Origin of the sequence: Paenibacillus sp. FSL R5-0345 (assembly GCF_000758585.1) — a bacterium.
Classification (GTDB): Bacteria; Bacillota; Bacilli; order Paenibacillales; family Paenibacillaceae; genus Paenibacillus_AQ.
The window spans coordinates 4,286,796-4,304,108 of sequence record NZ_CP009281.1 but is presented as its reverse complement, the minus strand read 5'-3'; the positions used below and the strand labels follow the sequence as shown (position 1 = coordinate 4,304,108).

The following is a 17,313-nucleotide window of genomic DNA, read 5'->3' as shown; positions in this document are numbered from 1 at the left end:
CTTAAAAGGAATGACAAATTCATAGAGGGAGGGAATGTATGAAGAAGAAAATAATATCCCTGTTGATGGTATTTCTGCTTTTAGTCGTGTATATTCCTACGAATGCTTTTGCAGCGGATAGTGGAAAAACGCAAACGTACGTGAACACTCAGAAGGTGGCGGCTGAGAAGGCAGCATTCTTAACGGAAAAGATAGGAACGACGAGTCTCCAATATGCTCTGATGGATGGGGATACAATCGTTGTGAGCGGCCAAGCAGGATACAGCCATGTGGAGAGCAAGACGGTACCAAGCGTTACAACGATGTATGGAATTGGCTCGACGAGTAAGGTGTATACGGCAGCTTCTATTATGAAGCTCGTAGAACAAGGGAAAGTTGATTTAGAGGCTCCCATTGTAACTTATTTGAATAATTTTACGATGGAAGATTCACGTTATAAGCAAATCACCGTACGTATGCTGTTGAATCACTCATCAGGTCTTGGGGGTTCGAACTTATCAAATTCTTTCTTATTTAATGATTCTGATTCTATCGCCAAAGATAATTTGCTAGCGACTTTGTCAACACAACGCCTAAAGGCAGATCCAGGAGCGTACTCTGTATATTGTAATGATGGATTTACGCTGGCGGAGTTGATTGTTGAGAAAGTCAGTGGCATGGACTTCACTACATTCATTCATCAAAATTTTACAGGTCCTTTAGGGCTTCAGCATACGAAAACGCCAGTAGATTCTGTGGATTCCAGCCAGCTGGCAAGTGTATACAATGCTACCTACCCAGCCGCTTTACCCAAAGAGACCATTAACGTAATTGGAACAGGGGGCATCTATTCCACGGCTGAAGATTTGGTGCGCTTTGCAACTATTTTCACTGGAGGATCGAAAGGGATTCTGTCAGAGAAATCAGTAAAAGCGATGGAGCAAGAGGAATATAAACGTGGAATGTGGCCAAAAGGAATCGATAATTCGTTCGCATATGGATTGGGCTGGGACAGTGTGAATTTATATCCATTCAATCAATACGAGATCAAAGCTCTGACTAAGGGCGGGGATACAAGTCTGTATCATACTTCACTTGTCGTGTTGCCAGAACAACGGATGGCAGCAGCTGTGGTATCTTCTGGAGGATCGAGCACTACCGATCAGATGCTTGCTAACGAAATTTTGCTCAGTGCTCTACAAGAAAAGGGAGTTATCAAGGAACTGAAAGCTACGCCTACATTTAAAGCCACGAACAAAGAGAAGATGCCAGAGGATTTGTTAAGTTATGCAGGTGTTTATGCTGATTCTACGCAGCTAATGAAGATAGAGATTAGTAAAGCTGGGGAATTGAGTATCTCTTCGATCATGGCACCTACAATGCCAGCTCAGAAATTTTCGTATCATACGAACGGTGAATTCTTAGATGCAGTGGGTACGAGTAAAGTTAGCTTTGTGAAGGAGAGCAATGGTCGTATCTATCTTTGGAGTCAAGGGTACGGAGTTATTCCAGGGCTTGGTGAGACTGCCAGTACTCAATATGCAGCAGAAAAGCTAGAGGCGAATTCTTTATCCAATGAGGTTTTGTCAGCATGGCAGCAGCGTCAAGGAAAAATGTATTTTGATGTCAGCGAGAAGTATAGCTCACAATTTTACATGAGTATGCCAGTAGCTGGAATTGCTATGTTCCCTGATGCACCGGGCTATATGGGCTCGAATAAAATAACTGGCCCGAATAAAGCTGAAATGACTGTGCAAATTCCAACTTTAGGTGGGCGCGATCTTGCGGATCTTGTTTTTGAAAATAAAGAGGGTGTGGAGTACCTTAAGGTTGGAAGCCAATATTTTATATCACAGGATGCCATTAAACCTATCTATGCCGGCCCGCAATCATTGGTAACCATCCAAGCAGATGGATATGCGAGATGGTATGAAATACCTGAGACAGCATCAGGAAAGTTGATGACAGTAGAGCTACCAGCTAAAGGTTCCTTTGCTGTTTATGATCAGAATGGTATGTGTGTAAATTTCTCTACAATCAGCGGTCTTACGCAAGTTAAACTTCCGAGTAACGGGAAAATTGTATTTGTAAGCGATGTGGGTGCGAAGTTTGAATTGACAATCAAGTAGTAATAATCAATTTAATTTTTTTTATAAAAAAAGAATCCTGTTATCCAGATTATTTTATCTTGGTAACAGGATTTTTTATATATAAACGTTTACCGTCCTTATAGGGACGCAGAGGGCAATTATGCTAGTTGAAATTCTATCTTCCTATTTGAAATTCTTTGAAAACTCTTTTATTTTATCTACAAAAATTCCCTTAAGCTGATCCGTTCCTTCCTTAGGAGCTTTATAGGCTTTGTAACCACCAAAGGATTCGATGCATATTGCAGATTTTTTTAGATCATCCGGAAAATTCTTCTCTATTAATTCCTCAGTTGTTTTCGGTTTCTCGTTACAAATATAGTAGCCCATCTTCTTATTTAGTAACTCATCTTTATTTTTTTTGATAAAATCACGAATCGCTTTGTATATTTTCTCATCTCTTACTCCGGCACCTAAAATAATGCTATCAAATTCCTCAAGATTTGGTTTGTCTATTTCAATATTACAGATCTTACTCTGAGGAATCTCTTCTGATAATACCTTTGCGCATTGCTCTGTTGCTCCTGATTTTGTTGCATATAGAATAAGTACTGCCATTGTGGTTCCTCTTTTCAACTTAAATTATTCAGGTTCCAAAAGACTCTTGTAATTCAATTATCTTGATTATCGAGATAATATATATATTATCGAAAATAGCGATCTTTTGTCAAGTTAACAGCAAGTTCTTATGTACTAATTATACATCCTTATTATGGTATCATAGGAATAATTGATCTATCGTTAGCTATATCTTTAAAGAAATTACAATAAAAAGGAGTGTGGAGATAAGTTGAGTATCATCGTAATGCTAGTCATCTATTTTTTGCTTGGAGTAACCGTGATTAAATTAGGCATCGATAACTCTAGAAGTACGCAAATATCAAAGGAAATATTAAATGAGTTAAGAGAAATCAAAGAACTAATGATAAGAAATAAATACGAATAACTGCTTGGAAGGAGGGCAACAGGATTGGCCATTCCATTTATAGTATTAATTCTTGCTTTTTCTGGTTTTTTTCTAAGGGTATGGATTGTTGGTCCGGATAAAGAAAAAATCTCTGACGACGGTAATGAGCTAAATATAAAAGGTAAATTAATACTCGGACTTATTGGATTAATTTCGGCAATTGTCATAATGATAGCTGATGGCGTACAGGGGATAGGAATGAAGTGGTTTTGGATTGTATTCATAATTATTGCCGTAGGATTTCAGTCATATATTGATTGGAAATTTTTAAAGCATACGAAACAACATATCGTTTCAATGATTTTGTTAGTCGAAGGTGTGGTGTTAGTTTATTTCTTTTTCTAATAGGTTGAACGATTAAAGCCTAATCCCCTGTCAGCATATATAAGGGATTAGGCTTTTTAATTTCACGACCTTTTTGGTACATGAGGTTCAGCTGGTGGAATGGATGCGCTTATGACGGGGTTACTTACAACTGGACAGAATCCGGGGTTTGTTAAACATATCTGCTCGGAGTACCGTGGTTGGAGCTTTGAAAGTTCAGTAAAATAGTTGCCGATCATATGATTGCCACTTGCAGATCCATTCTGGAAAGAAAGTGATACGAAGGTATGGACATGACTGTAATAGTACTTCGTTTCCCGTTTAGGCAGCTTATATACATGTGGAGGAGCGTACGTAACAATATCAAAAAGATTGGCATAACGGTAACTCTTCCGGACATATGGTTTAAAAACATTAACAAAGTTCGGATCGCCTACACGTGGTGAACCATAGGTGAACAGATTAGGTGAGATGTGCGAGGTGTTGGCCGCAATATCTATAGCACATAAAGTGGCGAGTGCTCCACCTAGGCTGTGACCAGTAATGTATAAGGTTTTATCGGGAGATAGCTTATCAAGTGTAGAGATAATCCCATCGCGAGCTGATGCGTAGATATTCGTGAAACCACGGTGGGTAAGGGTATCTTCTTTAATGTATTTGAATCTCTCCTGTGAGGCCATAACGTTAGACATCCAATCGGTTGTGGAGCTGGTTCCCCGGAAGGCCACAATAATCTCTTGTGGAGATTCCAGAATAAATCCGAAGCGTTCCCATACCTCGCTGATGGATCTTGCTTCAATTGTATCCACGATCTGATAATCTAATGGAACGACGAACAAACCTTCTGTATTTGAGAACTGCGCATAGGTCTGTCCGCAGATGGCAGCTAGAAAGATAGCCCTTTGCTCTTGATTATTTTTGGTACCCATGTGCATCCCGCCCTTCTTCCTAAACTATATTAGGGGGACGAGAGAGAGATTCCAATATCATAGGAGGCCTTGTACTAAATAGAAATATCTAAATTTTACACAGTTAAATTGTTACTTCAAATGATTTTATTTCGAAAGTCGAAGGTTCAGCGGCGCTTAATGATTTCATTTCTTCTCTTTGCTATGATTCCACTTTGTGCCTTCGGTTTTCTAGCTTACCATATATCAAATGAAGCGATCGAAGCTAACAGCCCCCTAAATTACTTCTGGTGTTTCTGCGCACCCATAAGGATTCCTTCGGAAACTTAACTTGCGACAAGGAAATCCATACAGTACACTTTCTTTAACTAGTACAAACCTAAGATAGCTTGGGAAAGAACTTTGAAAAAGGAAGTGTTAAATAGTGGATTTAGAGATGGTCATGCAGGAGCTGGAAGCGCTCGGCAAGGAACGAACCAAGAAAATATATATGTCCAATGGAGCAAAGGAACCACTATTTGGCGTGGCTACCGGAGCAATGAAGCCAATCTTCAAGAAAACAAAAATAAATCAGCCATTGGCTGAGGAGCTTTATGCGACAGGGAACTACGATGCCATGTATTTTGCCGGCATCATTGCTGATCCCAATGCAATGACGGAAGCGGATTATGACCGATGGATGGATGCGGCTTATTTTTATATGCTGTCCGACTTTGTAGTGGCAGTAACCTTGGCAGAAGCGGATATTGCACAACAAGTGGCCGATAAATGGATCGCGAGCGGTGAAGAGCTGAGAATGTCAGCGGGCTGGAGCTGTTATTGCTGGCTGCTTGGCAGTCGGCCGGATGTTGAGTTTTCCGAAAGCAAGCTTGCTGGTATGCTTGAGATGGTGGAAAATACGATTCATGATTCTCCAGAACGTACCCAATATTCAATGAATAACTTTTTATACACAGTAGCCGTATCTTATTCGCCACTGCATGATAAAGCTAGCGAGACTGCAAGGACTGTAGGTCCAGTTGAAGTCAACAAGGATAAGGCAAAAAGTAAATTGATTCACGCGTACGCAAATATTCAAAAAGCAGTCGACAAAGCTCAGCTTGGTTTTAAACGCAAGCATGTAAGATGTTGATCTAGCAGAAGCTTCTAGAGAAGAAAAAGGAAAAAGGATTCCCTGATGCTTCACTCTGAGTTACTATATAGAAATGACACCAAGAGGAGAAAGTAGGGGGAAAAGCATACATGGGCAACTATTTGGATATTTTACACAAGGAAGTCGTACCGGCTGAAGGCTGTACAGAGCCGATCGCAGTTGCGTATGCCGTCTCCTTGGCGGCAGAACTTCTCGAAGGAGAAATAACGGGGATTCAGCTGCATCTCAGCGGTAATATTATCAAAAATGCAATGGGAGTGGGCATCCCTGGGACAGGCCAGACAGGTCTGCCTATCGCAGCAGCCCTTGGAGCGGTGGTCGGACGTTCGCACAAGGAGCTGGAAATTCTGTCAGGTCTGACTCCGGATGAGCTAAAGCTGGCTAATGATCTGCTTGAGCGAAAGCTGCTGCAAGTGGAGATAATGGACACTCCTGAGAAGTTATATATTGAAGCACAGGTGAAGACAGAGAACCATACGGCGATTGCCATCCTTGCTAAGGAACACACTAATATTGAATACCTAGCTCTAGACGGAAAAAAAGTGACACCTAAGAAGTCTAAAGCTGACTGTGGAAAGCCCGGTCTGTCCGATACTGAAGCTTATGAAGGCTCTGTAGATCGGATTTTCGAGTTTATAAGTACGGCTCCATTTTCAGACCTTAGCTTCCTCTTGGAAGGTGCTCGGATGAACAAAGCGATCTCCGATGAGGGACTCCGAGGCGATTATGGCTTGCAAGTAGGAAAGAAGATGAACCAGCAATCTGCGATGAATTTATTCGGCAATGATGTGGCGAACAAAATTATAGCGGCCACTGCCGCGGCTTCAGATGCTCGCATGGATGGCAGTGCAATGCCTGTGATGACAACAGCGGGCAGCGGTAATCAAGGCATCGCCTGTACGCTTCCCGTTATATCATTGGCGGAATTGCTCGGCAAGGATGAAGAGACGCTGGCTCGGGCGCTTGCACTGAGCAATCTGGTCACTGTGCATATCAAGCATTATATCGGGCGGTTGTCGCCTTTATGCGGTTCAGGGATTGCTGGCGGGGTAGGAGCGAATAGCGGGATCATTTATCTCATGGGCGGTAGTCTTGAGCAAATTAAGCATGGGATACAGAATACAATAGCTTCTTTGTCAGGCATGATCTGCGACGGTGCGAATTCAACCTGTGCACTGAAGATTTCCACCTCCACCAATACAGCGATTCAGGCAGCCACATTGGCGATGAATAATATTGCCCCTACGACCAAGGATGGAGTTATTTTCGAAGAGGTGGAAGACACTATTCGCAACATGGAGCGACTGGTTCAAGAAGGTCTGGCGGATACTGACAAGACCATTCTAAATATCATGCTCTCCAAAGGTGGAGCGAAGTAACCTTATAGTAACTTAGATACAAAATAAGAGATCATGAATTATGACCGCCCGGTTCCCTGCTTAAAATGGCAGGAGGCCGGGCGGTCTTTGTAATTCTGCGGCAAGGTCATAGGTTTATAAGAAGATTTGCATTAAATTTTAACATAACTTATTCTGAGATCATAAAGGCATAGAATGATGGTATAAAAAGGAGATATTATGACGGAGAAGATAGATATAGGATGGAACTTTGAGAACAGTTATGCTCATCTGCCGGAATCCATGTTTACAAGGATCAAACCTACTCCTGTGCGAAAACCGGAGTTAGTTATTTTAAATGAACCATTGGCTGCTACTTTAGGGCTGAATAGTACAGCACTACATAGTAAGGATGGTGTACAGATTTTTGCGGGCAATGAAGTTCCTAAAGGTACAGAGTCGCTTGCTCAAGCCTATGCTGGACATCAATTCGGACATTTTACCATGTTAGGTGACGGCCGAGCTGTGCTGCTGGGTGAACAGATCACTCCCCAAGGTGAACGCGTAGACATTCAGCTTAAAGGCGCGGGAAGAACGCCATATTCTCGTGGTGGGGATGGCCGAGCCGGACTTGGCCCGATGCTGCGTGAATATATCATCAGCGAAGCCATGCATGGCCTTGGTATTCCTACCACTCGCAGCTTGTCGGTGGTCACTACAGGAGAAATGATCATTCGAGAAACAGAGCAGCCCGGTGCTGTTCTTACCCGAGTTGCAGCCAGTCATCTACGGGTGGGTACTTTTCAATATGTTGCAGCATGGGGGAATGCAGATGATCTCCGTATTCTGGCTGATTACACGCTGCAAAGACACTATCCCGAAGTACCTATGGAAGAGAACCGATATCTTTTCCTGCTTCGGGAAGTGATTGGACGCCAGGCTGAACTGATTGCCAAATGGCAGCTTGTAGGATTTATTCATGGAGTGATGAATACGGACAACATGGCGCTTAGCGGAGAAACGATTGATTATGGTCCATGCGCATTCATGGATATGTATAATCCGGAGACCGTATTCAGTTCCATAGACCAGCAGGGTCGCTATGCCTATGGCAATCAGCCGGGGATTGCCTCTTGGAACCTCGCAAGATTCGCGGAGACTCTCCTGCCATTGCTGGCTGATGATCAAGAACAGGCGATTCAGCTCGCTGAAGAGGAGATTGCAGATTTTAAAGAGCGGTCTTATCATCATTGGCTCTCAGGAATGAGAGCGAAGCTCGGAATCTTCAACGAAGAGGTAGAGGATGTTGCGCTAATTGAAGACCTGCTAGATTTGATGCAGAAATACCGGGCGGACTATACCAATACCTTCCGTGCCCTAACTTTGGAGAAGCTGGAAGAAACCGCTCTGTTTAGTGCAGCGGAATTTACCAAGTGGCATGAGTTATGGCAGGCTAGACTTAGCAGACAGCAGCAATCGAAAGAGGTTTCACAGCAGCTAATGCGCAATAGTAATCCTGCGATCATTCCGCGAAACCACAGGGTAGAGGAAGCGCTCCAAGCGGCAGTGCAACAGGGAGATTACAGTGTGATGGAGCGGTTGCTTGAAGCTCTTTCCAATCCTTACGCCTATACCCCTGAACAAGATGAATACTCGGCACTTCCTGAGGAATCAGCAAGACCCTATCGAACCTTCTGCGGCACTTGATTTGCAAATAATGATCTAAATAATGAGGTGAAGTAAGAATGCTTCATGCATATGATGTTCTGGCTAACCAGTTGCTAGCGAATGCGAATGATCCAAGTTGGTATGTGCCCTTTGAGGTAGCCGTAAAAGACTTAAGCGAAGAGGAAGCATCTTGGAAAGTAACAGAAGAAAGCAATAGTATTGTTGAGATTGTGCAGCATCTGCTCTACTGGAATGAGGCTTGGCAAACAAGGTATAAAGAAAAGAGCGTCCATGCGGTTCCTTCTGTAGATAACAATGATACCTTTGTTGTTGCAGAAGGAGTAACGTTCCAAGAGCTTCAACAACAACTTTTAGAAGTTCTTCTACGTTGGCAGGAACTGATTACGAAGGACGAATTGGAAGCTGATGTTCAAGGGTTCCCAGACAGTCAATGGTGGGAAGTATTAGGTAATGTGACGACACATAATGCTTATCACGTGGGGCAGATTGTTTTTATTCGGAAGATCCAAAAGAGTTGGAATCGCAATGTGAAGTGAATTGAAGGACGTTAACGGATGTATAGCCATCTGGATAACGTCTTTTTTTGTGAATATCAATGAGGATAAGATATAGAATATTACTTATAAATACTTAAGTAATTACATTTAATGCTTGTAAATACTTATTAAATGACTTATGATGACTTTAGGAGGTGCATACAAGATGTTTCAAGAGGAGAGATTGTTGAAGATACTCGAATATTTGAAACAACACCAATCGATGAGTGTTCAAGAGATCTGTACTCAATTTGATGTATCCAGAGATACCGCACGTAGGGATATTGTTAGATTAGTACAAGAAGGTGTTGTGATCCGAACGCATGGAGGGGTATCGTTACCTGAGTTACAAAAAGAATTGTTATCTTATCAGGATCGATTGATCGATAAATCTGAGAGTAAGCAGAGAATAGGGAAGACTGCAGCTCAGCTTATTCAAGATCATGAGACTGTGATTTTAGATGTATCCACCACTGTACAGTTTGTTGCAGAACAAATCACCGCGAAGGATATTACGGTTGTTACACACTCGATTGATAACGTAGGGATCTTGTCCAAACGGGAAGATCTGCAAATTTATGTTCTTGGCGGTTACTTGAATGTGAAAAACCGCTTGTTATATGGTCCTTCCATTATCGATAAACTTAGTGAAATCCGTGCAGATAAAGCCTTTATTGGAGCATCCGCGATCGGTGCTGATGGACTCTACTATCCTTATGAAGAAGATGCGAGGGTAAAAAGAGAAATGGCGCGAAGATCGGATCAAGTGATTTTAGTGGCGGATCACAGTAAATTTAATGCCAAATCCTTTTATCGGCTAGACTTTGATTTCGTTGATATTTTAATTACCAATCGAGAACTCCCAAGTCAGATTAGAGAAGTTCTAGATCAGAAGAACATCACAGTTATTGAGTGTTCAGAAGAGACGGAAGAGGTTCAATCACAAGACTGATGACATAAAGGAGAAGGATATTTATGAATTGTATTTTACAAAATGTGCAATTGGTGCTTCAGGATCGTATTGTTCCAGCAGCTAATGTGTGGATTTTTGAAGGGGAAATCATAAAGATAGATGCAGAGGCCCTTTCGATTCCAGAGGGAGATTATGAACGGATAGATGGCGGTGGTCATTTGTTAGTACCCGGAATGATAGATGTTCATATTCATGGCGCTAATGGTTTTGATATGATGGATGGTACGGAAGAGAGCATTCAAGAAGTATCAAAGGCTTGTGCTGCGTCTGGTTGCACCTCATTTCTGGCTACATCTGTCAGTTCTACGCTAGAAGATCTTTTAGAAATGATTCGTAGTGTCAAGCGTGTGATAGGACATGAAGTGGGTGCAAAGATCGCAGGCATTCATTTAGAGGGACCTTACCTGAACCCGAAGCGAAAAGGTATGCAGAACGAAAAGTTTCTGCGTCATCCCAACTTAGAGGAAATGAACCTAATTTTTGAAGAAGCGGGTTCACTCATTAAGATGGTTACAATTGCTCCGGAGTTGCCGGGCGGGATGGAGCTTATTTCCTTTTTGAAAGAAAAGGGCGTAGTAATAGCCATCGCTCATTCGGATGCCACTTATGAAGAAGCTAAACAAGCCTTTGCGTCGGGGGCAAGTCATGTTACGCATTGTTTTAATGGCATGCGGCCTATCCATCATCGAGATCCAGGGGTAATTGTGGCTGCTTTTGAAGAGAAGCATGTAAGCCTTCAAGCGATTGTGGACAATGTCCATCTGCATCCTGCAATTATTCGATTAATGCATACCTTGAAAGGACCGGAAGGCATGGTCTTGATTACAGATGCACTGCAAGCTATGGGATTAGGTGATGGGAATTATATGTTTGGAGGCCATCATGTTACGGTATCCGAGGGGGTAGCGAGACTGAAGGATGGAACATTAGCTTCAAGCACCGTGACTATGAATGAAGCCTTACGTTATACTGTTGAAACTGGAATTCCATTGATCGATGCTGTACAGATGGCTTCAACTACGCCAGCCAATATTCTGGAGCTTCAACAGAAGGGGACGATAACAGCTGGTTTTGATGCTGACCTGGTCCTCTTGGATGATGAATTTAAAGTGCTCTGGACAATGGTGGATGGTCAAATTTTATAAATCACGATGAATACAGGTTACTTCTGCTCAATGCAGCTGTAACCTGTATTCATGTGCGGTTATGCCAAACACGCTTTTAAAATGCCGGTTCAAATGAGTTAGATCCACAAATCCGCACTCTGCCACAGCTGCATAGATATCCTTGGTTTTCTCAATGGACTGTTTGGCATGCTCTACTTTGCAATTTAAGAAGAATTGATAAGGGGATATTCCTGTGTGCATTTTAAACGCTCGGATAAATTGATATTTGGATAGATCAAATTCTTTGCAGAGGTCGTCTAGCTTCAGCACGTGGTCTAAACTGCAGTACATCATTTCCTTCGCTTTTTTGACGAGGTTACTATTTGTTCTGTGGTCGGTATCTATTTCAGTATGGGATACTAAATCGAGCAGAGTTAACAATAGCTCACTGCACAAGGACTCCTCTTTGCCATGCTGTATGGCATGACTTAGCGCCAATATGCACTGTGCCAATTTGTTGTCGTATAGGATAGGAGAGGTGAACCGCAGTTCTTTTTTTCCTAGTATATCTTGTATAATGGTGGGCTTGATATAAAGCATGACATAATCAATGCCTGCTTTGTCAAACGATCTGCCGTCATGTGTCTGCTCTGGATTGAACAGCATAACCCCATTTTTATGGGAGGATTGCAAGCTACCGTCTAGATTATATTGCTGAATGCCGCGAAGCGTTACACCAAGTGCATATTCCTCGTGGCAATGTTTTTTATAAGTGAAATCAGTCATGCTAGCTGACAAGGTTAGGATATCTGCCGATTTTTTATAGTTGAATGTTTCCACGTTCTTATCCTCCATGCCTTTATAGGATTCCCGATATCAAAATGGCCGAGTATACTAAAAAAAGTGCCATCAGGGTATTTAGAACTTTTTGATGATGTTGCAGAAAGCTTCTGAAGATCGCGCCAAAAATAATCCATGTTATGAAGCCAAGAAATCCGATTACAGTTACAATTATAACAAATAGGGTCAAGGTAATGGATGAAGTATAGAATGGCATAACGTAGCTGGGAATGACGGTTAGTGTAAATAAGAGCACTTTCGGATTCACTAGCTGCATAAGAAAGCCTGGCCAAAAATCGGCATTTGAGTTAGACTGTTCTTCCATTGAACCCATTTTAAAGATTTTATAAGCAAGATAAAGCATATATAAGCTCCCAATGATTTGCATAAAGATCAGAATATTTGGGATGACCTCAACAAGAACACGGTTAAGCAAGGTTGAAAGGATAAGCAGTAGTCCAAAAGCCACCGTAGCTCCATATACATAGTTCATAGTTTTTTTGGCCCCTGAACGCTGCACAGAAGAAAGAATAACAATATTGGTTGGGCCAGGCGTAAATGTAACGACGATGCAGTAGATTAAAAAGGAAATTATATTCATGATGACCTCCAGTAAAAGTAGTCTTATGAATATAAACCTCCCAGCTAGAATGGTTATAGTATATTATTGCAGAGGTGATCAATAGAATGAACGAGACAAATCAATGTACCATAGCTGTTCTCACCATGGCTGATTATGAAACTACATGCCAGATGTTTGAAGAATCGATATCAGATGCTTTTAATAAAGAGGGAATAGGTCACTTACAAGAGGATATACAAAGTGAAATTGACGATAAAAAGAAAAAGGCACTTTCCTCCCTGGATCAGGCAAACTCGGATACGTGTTTCTTTATCGCTAAAATCAATGGGACGGTTGTGGGTACGATTTCCTATGGTCTCTGCGGTGAGGCGATTCAAATCTGTGCAGAGCATCAGTTGGATCATTTGGGGGAACTGGGTAGTTTATACGTGGTGCCACGCTTTCAGGGTCAAGGGATTGGCTCAGTATTAATTAAGGAAATGATGACATTTCTAAACGAACAAGGAATCGAGCAATTTTGCTTAGACAGTGGATATCAACGCGCACAAATCAAGTGGCAGCGTAAATTTGGGAAGCCTTATAAGGTGGTAAAAGACTATTGGGGACCCGATTCCGCTCATATGGTTTGGTTGTGTAATGTGAGTGATCATTTGAAATAAGCTTTTAAAAATTGAAGCCTTTAGCTTTTATAGTAGAGGTTTCTTTTTTATGGATGAGCACTCAAGTGATAAAATGGAAATTGTATGTCATATGGATTGAACGTGTCGTAATATTATATATTAGATGTCGCATTTACCTACTAATAAAGCGCTTTATAATATGCTATTTTATTAATAGATGTCAGAATAACATATATACGGGAGGCACAAGCAAATGACGATTAGAATAGGTAAGATTAGCTATTGGCATGTTCATGCTTGGGACTATACGAAGCAAGCTCAAGAGCATGAGGATACTGTATTAGCTGCGGTTTGGGATGAAGATGCAGAGCGAGGGAAAAAAGCTGCCGAAAGCTTGAATGTTCCTTTTTTCGAATCACTGGATGACCTGCTTGCGCAGGAGGATATAGATGCCGTCATTGTGGATGCACCTACCAATGTGCATAGAGATGTAATCATTGCTGCGGCTAAAGCGGGTAAACATATATTTACGGAAAAAGTAATTGCCCCAACTCATAAAGAAGTCGAAGAAATCATTAGCGCAGTTGAAGAGAATGAGGTGAAGTTGACCGTCTCTTTGCCACGTCTAAATGATGGATATACATTAACGATCCAAGAGGTTCTGAGTCAAGAGCTGCTCGGAGAGATCACTTACGTTAGAGTTCGTTTATCCCATAATGGAGCTACAGAAAACTGGCTTCCTGATCATTTCTTCAGTTTGGAACAATGCGGTGGCGGTGCTTTAATTGATCTTGGCTGTCATCCGATGTATTTGACGAAGCTTTTCTTAGGTCAAGACGTGACCGGTGTAAGTGCTAATTTTGGTTATGTTACGGGCAAGGAAGTAGAAGATAATGCAGTGGTGACGTTATATACGAATTCCGGAGCTATTGGTGTGGTCGAGGCTGGGTTTGTGAATAGTCATTCGCCGTTTACGATCGAGGTGCATGGAACCGAAGGTACGCTTCTTTACGGAACACCAGAGGATAAGCTTCTACTTAGAAGTAACAAATCTGCTGACAAAGAGGAAGGATGGAAAGAAGTAGCGTTGCACGCTAATCGTGAAAGCGCATTCCATCAATGGGTTAATCATATCCAAAAGGATACTTTCGCCACACAGAATGTTCAAACCGCTGTGGAGCTTACGAGATTAATGGAAGCGGCGAATCGTTCTGCTAAAGAAGCTCGTATGATTCGGTTAGCAGATTTGGACGCTTAATTGCTCTCCACCTGTTAGGAGGATTTAACATTGAGTAACTTTCCCTATGAGATGATGTTTGAGAAGCATGATATGCTCGAGAGATTGGATATTTCTATTCAATGGGGACATTACGAGATTACAGTGCTTAGATTTCATTTGATCTCTTTTCCGCCGGGAAGAGTCATAGATTTCCATAATCATTCTGAATTCGAATTTCATTTTATCCCACGAGGAAAAGGAGAAGTTATTCTAGGCGATCTAAAATACCCCTTGTCTGAGGGAATGCTCTATTTAACCGGACCGGGTGTGATGCATCGCCAAGAGGCGGACCCAGAAGAATCCATGGAGGAACTGTGTCTGCATGTGGACATCAAAGAGAAGTTCAGAGAGGATGCAGATCCTTGGGAGGTTGCGGAGGCAGAGACCTGTGTTCAGAAGCTAAAGGAGCTGCCACTAGTTCCGGCACAAGATTATCACGGCGCTATGAAATGTTTTCTCGAAGCCTATGAAGCTTGTGAAGGTAAACTGACGGGATATTATACTTCCATTAAACATCTTGTTATCAGCATTTTATTAAAAGCAGTAAGAACGTATGATTCAGGTGGAATTCGAACAGAAGCGCCTGTTAGGGATATGTTAACTTATCGGTATCACTATGCCATTCAATATATGGAAGCTAATTATTCAGGAGCCGTTACCTTGGAGAATGTTGCAGAAAAATTGAATATTAGCGCTAGGCAGCTGCAACGAGTGTTTAAGCAAGTGGATGCTGACAAATCTTTTAGTCGATCGCTTGAGGATATTCGATTACAAGCGGTCTGCCGAAAGCTTGAAGAAAGCAATTATCCGATAGAACAAATTGCTAAGTCGGAAGGATTTACGAATGCAACGTATTTGCATATCGTATTCCGCAAGCGTTTAGGCATAACTCCGGCAACTTATCGAAATGCAAAACAAACCAATTAGAAGTGAGGGTGAAAGATATGAGTAAAGTGTTTCGCGTAGGAATTATTGGATGTGGTGGAATTGCAAATGGCAAGCATCTTCCAAGTTTGAGCAGACAAAGTAAGGTTGAGATCGTTGCCTTCTGTGACATTATAAAAGAACGTGCTGAAGAAGCGGCGGAGAAATACGGAAGTGCTGAAGCTGTTGTCTATACGGATTATACAGAATTGTTGAAAGATCAATCTATCGATATTATTCATGTACTTACGCCGAATGATGCTCATGCAGAGATCTCAATTGCGGCTTTAGAAGCAGGAAAACACGTCATGTGTGAAAAGCCAATGGCTAAGACGGCGGCAGATGCCAAACGAATGGTTGAAGCAGCAAAACGTACAGGTAAAAAGCTAACCATTGGATATGACAACCGCTACAGAGAAGATAGCCTGTATTTGAAAAAAGCATGTGAGTCCGGGGAGCTTGGTCATATTTATTTTGCAAAAGCACATGCCATCAGACGGAGAGCCGTACCGACATGGGGAGTTTTCCTCGATGAAGAGAAGCAAGGGGGCGGGCCACTGATCGATATCGGAACCCATGCGCTGGACCTAACGCTGTGGATGATGGATAACTATAAACCGAAAGTCGTGCTGGGTACCAAATATCATGAACTGTCTCAAAAAGAAGAAGCTGCAAACGCTTGGGGACCATGGGATCCGAAGAAATTCACTGTAGAAGATTCAGCCTTTGGAATGATCGTGATGGAGAACGGCGCTACGATTATGTTGGAAGCGAGCTGGGCACTTAATTCACTGGACGTACATGAAGCGAAGTGCAGCTTAAGCGGGACGGAAGCTGGCGCCGATATGAAGGACGGACTTAGAATTAATGGAGAGAAATTCAGTAAGCTGTACACCAATGAAATCGAGCTTGGTGCAGGCGGTGTAGCCTACTATGAAGGTAAAGCAGAAAGTGCGCCTGACATCGAATTAAGAAAGTGGATCGAAGCTATTGAACAGGATAAAGACCCGGTTGTAACACCTGAACAAGCTTATGTTGTTTCGCAAATATTAGAAGCAATATATGAATCTGCACAAACAGGCAAGGCCGTGTATTTAGATTAGATTTTGACAAGCACAACGATTTAGAGTAATATCCACTTGTGATTTAATGATAAGGATTTGAGACAAGACTCTCTCTTTACAGGGAGAGTCTTTTTGCTTTTTTTGCTTGTTGAGTACGGAGGAATAGGGGGATAATCATGGATACTGAAGAACGCAATCATGTGCTTATTGTGGAAGATGATGATAATATTAGACGATTTATATCTATCAATCTAACGAATAATGGGTTTGTGGTTAGTGAGGCTGCTTTTGGTGAACAAGCATTGCAGAGCTTTAATGCGAACCGGCCAGACGTTATTGTTCTGGACATCATGCTGCCGGATTCGAATGGGTTTGAGATTTGTCGCAAGATCAGAGAGCAGGACCCCGGGGTCATCATCATTTTCTTAACTGCACGTGGACAGGACTTGGATAAAATCAATGGCCTAGAAATTGGTGCCGACGATTACATTGTGAAGCCTTTTAATCCATTAGAACTGGTGGCACGGATTAAAGCGATATTGCGTCGTACAGAAACAGCTCTAAAACCGCAAAGAACTATACTTCAATCTGGACCGATTCGCCTGGATCTGAACTCGAACAAGATGTTTAAGCAGGATGACATTATTGAATTAACTCCGAAGGAGTTTCTATTGATGAAGACCTTTCTGGAGCATCCGGATACAGCACTCTCTAGGAATGAATTAATGAATTTGGTTTGGGGTGAGGATTATATTGGCGATCCAAAGACGGTGGATGTTCACGTGCGTAAGCTAAGAGAGAAGATTGAAGAGGATGCTTCAAACCCGCATTGGATTGAGACTGTATGGGGGCTCGGATACCGCTTTAGAAAGGATGGTTGAAGA

At 42.1% G+C, this 17,313-nt stretch carries 17 protein-coding genes; 13 read left to right on the top strand and 4 right to left on the bottom strand.

All coding sequences use genetic code 11. The features are described from left to right. The first annotated feature begins 38 nt into the window (after positions 1–38). On the top strand, positions 39–2,108 hold the full coding sequence (locus R50345_RS19075; RefSeq protein WP_042129182.1) for a serine hydrolase domain-containing protein: 2,070 nt from the start codon (positions 39–41) through the stop codon (positions 2,106–2,108). 144 nt (positions 2,109–2,252) lie between these two features. Here R50345_RS19075 and R50345_RS19070 read toward each other — a convergent pair whose 3' ends face one another. Next, positions 2,253–2,684, bottom strand: coding sequence for a flavodoxin domain-containing protein (locus R50345_RS19070; RefSeq protein WP_042129180.1), 432 nt, complete (start codon positions 2,682–2,684; stop codon positions 2,253–2,255). A gap of 412 nt (positions 2,685–3,096) precedes the next feature. On the opposite strand from R50345_RS19070, the gene R50345_RS19065 reads away from it, so the two are divergent. Next, on the top strand, positions 3,097–3,438 hold the full coding sequence (locus R50345_RS19065) for a DUF4181 domain-containing protein (protein ID WP_042129178.1): 342 nt from the start codon (positions 3,097–3,099) through the stop codon (positions 3,436–3,438). Between the two features lie 62 nt (positions 3,439–3,500). On the opposite strand, the gene R50345_RS19060 is transcribed toward R50345_RS19065, so the two are convergent. Then, positions 3,501–4,346, bottom strand: coding sequence for a lipase family protein (locus R50345_RS19060; RefSeq protein WP_042132296.1), 846 nt, complete (start codon positions 4,344–4,346; stop codon positions 3,501–3,503). 403 nt (positions 4,347–4,749) lie between these two features. Between R50345_RS19060 and R50345_RS19055 the strand changes: the two genes are divergently transcribed. The 6 genes from R50345_RS19055 (at position 4,750) to nagA (ending at position 11,158) form a co-directional block, all read left to right on the top strand. Further along, positions 4,750–5,457, top strand: a complete 708-nt coding sequence (locus R50345_RS19055; RefSeq protein ID WP_042129176.1) for a DNA alkylation repair protein — start codon at positions 4,750–4,752, stop codon at positions 5,455–5,457. 110 nt (positions 5,458–5,567) lie between these two features. After that, complete coding sequence (locus R50345_RS19050; RefSeq protein ID WP_042129174.1) at positions 5,568–6,857, top strand: L-cysteine desulfidase family protein; 1,290 nt, start codon at positions 5,568–5,570, stop codon at positions 6,855–6,857. A 198-nt stretch (positions 6,858–7,055) separates the two neighbouring features. After that, entirely contained in the window at positions 7,056–8,522 is a 1,467-nt protein-coding gene (locus R50345_RS19045; protein WP_042129172.1) for a protein adenylyltransferase SelO, read from the top strand. Between the two features lie 38 nt (positions 8,523–8,560). Next, a complete protein-coding gene (locus R50345_RS19040; RefSeq protein WP_042129171.1) occupies positions 8,561–9,040 on the top strand; it encodes a DinB family protein in 480 nt (159 codons plus the stop codon). 166 nt (positions 9,041–9,206) lie between these two features. Continuing rightward, positions 9,207–9,992, top strand: coding sequence for a DeoR/GlpR family DNA-binding transcription regulator (locus tag R50345_RS19035; protein ID WP_042129169.1), 786 nt, complete (start codon positions 9,207–9,209; stop codon positions 9,990–9,992). 23 nt (positions 9,993–10,015) lie between these two features. Continuing rightward, positions 10,016–11,158 carry an N-acetylglucosamine-6-phosphate deacetylase gene (gene nagA, locus R50345_RS19030; RefSeq protein WP_042129167.1) on the top strand — a complete coding sequence of 381 codons (1,143 nt, stop codon included), beginning with the start codon at positions 10,016–10,018 and terminating at the stop codon, positions 11,156–11,158. A gap of 27 nt (positions 11,159–11,185) precedes the next feature. Here nagA and R50345_RS19025 read toward each other — a convergent pair whose 3' ends face one another. Both R50345_RS19025 and R50345_RS19020 read right to left on the bottom strand, forming a co-directional pair. Continuing rightward, positions 11,186–11,959, bottom strand: coding sequence for an AraC family transcriptional regulator (locus tag R50345_RS19025; RefSeq protein WP_042129165.1), 774 nt, complete (start codon positions 11,957–11,959; stop codon positions 11,186–11,188). A 19-nt stretch (positions 11,960–11,978) separates the two neighbouring features. Beyond that, the gene (locus R50345_RS19020) at positions 11,979–12,560 is read right to left on the bottom strand and encodes a LysE family translocator (RefSeq protein WP_042129163.1); all 582 of its coding nucleotides are present in this window, start codon (positions 12,558–12,560) and stop codon (positions 11,979–11,981) included. An 86-nt stretch (positions 12,561–12,646) separates the two neighbouring features. Between R50345_RS19020 and R50345_RS19015 the strand changes: the two genes are divergently transcribed. The 5 genes from R50345_RS19015 (at position 12,647) to R50345_RS18995 (ending at position 17,310) form a co-directional block, all read left to right on the top strand. Then, positions 12,647–13,201 (top strand): GNAT family N-acetyltransferase, encoded by a 555-nt coding sequence (locus R50345_RS19015; RefSeq protein ID WP_081954130.1) that lies wholly within the window; start codon positions 12,647–12,649, stop codon positions 13,199–13,201. A gap of 214 nt (positions 13,202–13,415) precedes the next feature. Beyond that, the gene (locus R50345_RS19010; protein ID WP_042129161.1) at positions 13,416–14,420 is read left to right on the top strand and encodes a Gfo/Idh/MocA family protein; all 1,005 of its coding nucleotides are present in this window, start codon (positions 13,416–13,418) and stop codon (positions 14,418–14,420) included. Between the two features lie 30 nt (positions 14,421–14,450). Further along, a complete protein-coding gene (locus tag R50345_RS19005; RefSeq protein ID WP_231573819.1) occupies positions 14,451–15,368 on the top strand; it encodes a helix-turn-helix domain-containing protein in 918 nt (305 codons plus the stop codon). Between the two features lie 17 nt (positions 15,369–15,385). After that, positions 15,386–16,468: a Gfo/Idh/MocA family protein gene (locus R50345_RS19000; RefSeq protein WP_042129159.1), complete on the top strand. Its 1,083-nt coding sequence runs from the start codon at positions 15,386–15,388 to the stop codon at positions 16,466–16,468. 137 nt (positions 16,469–16,605) lie between these two features. Beyond that, on the top strand, positions 16,606–17,310 hold the full coding sequence (locus tag R50345_RS18995; RefSeq protein ID WP_042129157.1) for a response regulator transcription factor: 705 nt from the start codon (positions 16,606–16,608) through the stop codon (positions 17,308–17,310). Positions 17,311–17,313: the final 3 nt, after the last annotated feature.